The sequence below is a fragment of the Parasutterella excrementihominis YIT 11859 genome (genome assembly GCF_000205025.1).
Taxonomy (GTDB): Bacteria; Pseudomonadota; Gammaproteobacteria; order Burkholderiales; family Burkholderiaceae_F; genus Parasutterella; species Parasutterella excrementihominis.
In genome coordinates this window covers 1-3,065 of the sequence record NZ_GL883692.1, presented here as the reverse complement: position 1 = coordinate 3,065, position 3,065 = coordinate 1, and the positions used below count along the sequence as shown (strand labels likewise).

General features: G+C 48.5%; 5 protein-coding genes. 4 read left to right on the top strand and 1 reads right to left on the bottom strand.

Going from position 1 to position 3,065, the window contains the following annotated elements; genetic code table 11:
- Positions 1–62: 62 nt before the first annotated feature.
- On the bottom strand, positions 63–521 hold the full coding sequence (fur, locus tag HMPREF9439_RS04225) for a ferric iron uptake transcriptional regulator (RefSeq protein WP_008863850.1): 459 nt from the start codon (positions 519–521) through the stop codon (positions 63–65).
- Between the two features lie 102 nt (positions 522–623).
- Here fur and HMPREF9439_RS04220 point away from each other — a divergent pair, with 102 nt between their 5' ends.
- From HMPREF9439_RS04220 to HMPREF9439_RS04205, 4 genes are all read left to right on the top strand, one after another.
- A complete protein-coding gene (locus tag HMPREF9439_RS04220) occupies positions 624–1,142 on the top strand; it encodes an outer membrane protein assembly factor BamE (RefSeq protein ID WP_008810743.1) in 519 nt (172 codons plus the stop codon).
- Between the two features lie 206 nt (positions 1,143–1,348).
- Positions 1,349–2,152 (top strand): 4-hydroxy-tetrahydrodipicolinate reductase, encoded by an 804-nt coding sequence (gene dapB, locus HMPREF9439_RS04215; RefSeq protein ID WP_040603406.1) that lies wholly within the window; start codon positions 1,349–1,351, stop codon positions 2,150–2,152.
- Positions 2,153–2,155: 3 nt separating this feature from the next.
- Positions 2,156–2,377, top strand: coding sequence for a hypothetical protein (locus tag HMPREF9439_RS04210; RefSeq protein ID WP_008810741.1), 222 nt, complete (start codon positions 2,156–2,158; stop codon positions 2,375–2,377).
- 5 nt (positions 2,378–2,382) lie between these two features.
- On the top strand, positions 2,383–2,730 hold the full coding sequence (locus HMPREF9439_RS04205; protein WP_008863848.1) for a hypothetical protein: 348 nt from the start codon (positions 2,383–2,385) through the stop codon (positions 2,728–2,730).
- Positions 2,731–3,065 lie beyond the last annotated feature (335 nt).

Sequence of the window (3,065 nt, the reverse complement as noted above, 5' to 3'; positions counted from 1 at the left end):
GTCCTTCTCAGGACTTTTGCAACATCCCCTTTCTTTTTTGCCATAGTGAAAACCGTTGTCTGTTACTTCTGTTCTGCCTTGTGTTTTCTGCATTCCGGGCAAACGCCGTAAAGTGCCATCGAGTGATCCACCAGCTCATAGCCGTGTTTCGCTGCAACTTCGGCTTGGCGTTTTTCGACTTCTTCATCGACAAATTCGACGACCTTGCCGCACATCACGCAAATCAGATGATCATGGTGGTGTCCGTCGTCCAGCTCAAAAACTGCTGTGCCGTGTTCAAAATTTCTGCGTGTCAGAATCCCGGCAGAAGCTAACTGGGCCAAGACGCGGTAAACCGTGGCTAATCCGACGTCTTCTCCCACGTTGACGAGCTCTTTATAAACTTCTTCAGCGCTCAGATGACGGTCTTCTCCGGCTTTAGCTCGCTCCTGAAAAATTTCGAGAATCTTGAGACGAGGCCCTGTAGCTTTTAAGCCGAGGTTTTTTAAATTTTTGGCATTTTCTTGTTGTGTATCTGGCATGTTTTATTCCAACCTCGAGATTTACAAGTTCGATGGTTCTTAGATTTAATCTTATCGATTATCATACAGGCTTGATAATATTTCTACACCCTCTTTCCGGAAATGAAACGGTTTATTTTTTGCGCTCTTATCCCTTTAACACTTTTATCGGGCTGCTCATCCGTTGGAGACCATATCCCCGGATGGCTCAAGCCTTATACCCCTGATGTTCATCAGGGCAACGTCGTTACCTCCGAAATGGTCGACGCGCTCCATGAAGGCATGACTAAAAACCAGGTTATCTTCCTGCTAGGCACTCCTGCGCTGCGCAACTTGTTCCATAAAGAACAGTGGAATTACGTTTACTTCCTTAAACCTCGTTTCGGAGAAACAAGCATTCGTAAGCTTGAAATTACTTTCGACGAGGATGGACGTGTAGAAAGTTTCAAATCCGACAGGATGCCGGATGAAACAAATGCCGACTTAGCGATCCTCGGTGAACGCGCCAGAGAAAGCACCCTGAAGCGTCAGGAAGAACTGGAAAAAGAAAAACAGGAAGCTCCGGTTACGGATGGAACTCAGCAACCTACAGAAACCGAGCAGGCTAAAGAAGAGACCGCTGAAACCCCGGCCGCACAGTAATCGGGAGCCCATACCAAACGCAGCTCACGGCACCGAAAAACGGTGCCGTTTATTTTTGTGAGATCTTAATCGGTCGGATTATCGGCAATTTTAGAGTACATTTAATAGTTAACTGCGGAGCGCCCCCGACGGTATGTGAAGAAATCTGCCTTCTTGCTGTCATGAGTGTTCCCGTTCCTAACTACAAATCAAACATCGGAGTATTTATGGTCAAAATCGCAGTCGCCGGCGCCAAAGGACACATGGGCAAAATGATTATTGATGCCGTTTGGAACACCGAAGGGGCCGAACTTGTCGCAGCACTCGCGCACAAAGGAACCGACAAATGGGAAGCCGATGAAGATGCCGGCGCCTCTTTGGGCTACAACACGGGCGTCAAAATTACGGACGACTACAATGTGCTTCGTACCTGCAGTGCACAAGTACTGATCGACTTTACTCGACCGGAAGGAACTAAGGAATTTTTGAAGATCTGTGCAGATGTCGGTATTGGTATGGTGATCGGAACGACTGGATTAGATGCGGAAGGCAAGGCTGCGATTGAAGAGTCAGCCAAAGTCATCCCTATTGTGTTCTCACCGAACATGAGCGCCGGTGTAAACGTTACCTACAAACTCCTCGAACTCGCCGCCAAATTGCTCAAAGACTATGACGCGGAAATCTTTGAAATGCATCATAGTCGTAAAGTGGATGCGCCCAGCGGAACCGCCATCGCCATGGGCAAAGCAATTGCCGAGGCTCGCGGACAAAAATTAGAAGACGTTGCCGTATGGGCTCGTGAGGGTCACACCGGTCCGAGAATCCCGGGTTCCATCGGTTTTGCCGCTCTGCGAGGCGGAGACGTGGTCGGAGACCATCAGGTAACTTTTGCCGGAAACGGAGAACGAATTGTGATTTCTCACTTGTCGAGCTCCCGTGCCGGCTATGCACAAGGCGCTGTCAAAGCCGCGATCTGGGAAGCAGGTAAAAAGCCGGGACTTTATTCCATGAGCGACGTTCTCAGTCTGTAACTTATGAACCGAGAAGAAGCTTTCAAAATTCTAGAGGCCAGAATCCTTGAGCTTCTGAGTCGCATCAGCCATCTTGAGGAGGAGAACGCACGTCTCCAAAAAGACCTCTCCTCGAAGGCTGCTCAGCTGCAGGCTGCGCAAGCAAAGGTCAATATTGCCGCCGAACAGCTCCATGTCGAACTCGAACGTCTTAAAGCCATTAAAGACCGATACCGGAACCCCTGATTTCTATGCTTTACACGATAGCGATTCAAAATTTAAGGCTACAAGTCTCCGTGCCGGACTCCACTGACACGGCGGCTCTCGATAAGGTCGTCCGAGAATTCAATGATCATCTCATGACATTTAACGGCGGCAGATCAGTGAAGCTGTTCGAAAGTAAGGAAGTGAAGCTTTTGATTTTTACGCTTATCTCTTTCATTCTCGGAATGCAAAAGAAGCAGGAACAAACGCACGAGACGGCAGCAGCTCTGGCAAAAGAGAATGAAAAAGTAAACATTCGTGACGACCAGGAAACCCTCGAGAAGATCAAAAAACTAATTTCCCTTTGCGACAGAGGACTTACGAAACATCCGTGATTTTGACAGAACCCGAATAGCGCAATTAGCTTTAATACGGACTTTAAAAATTTTTCGAGAAGGCTACAATACAAATCGTCCCCTGCGAAATTCGAGCATCGGCTGTTGTTCTTTGAACCAATACTCTAGTTTCGGGGGCTGTTTGTCAGCCATTAAGTTGAGCGGCACGCGTTGCTGCTCCTTGTGCCTGGCATAGGCCTCCACCCTGAACCCTCGGTTCAGGACTCAAGCCGGACGGTTTCGGCGGGAGACACAAAAACGCTCTCGGACTTCGAGAGCTTTTTTGTGCCCGAAAAACGCCGCTCTGATATTTTGCGTTTTTCAGTGATCTAGCC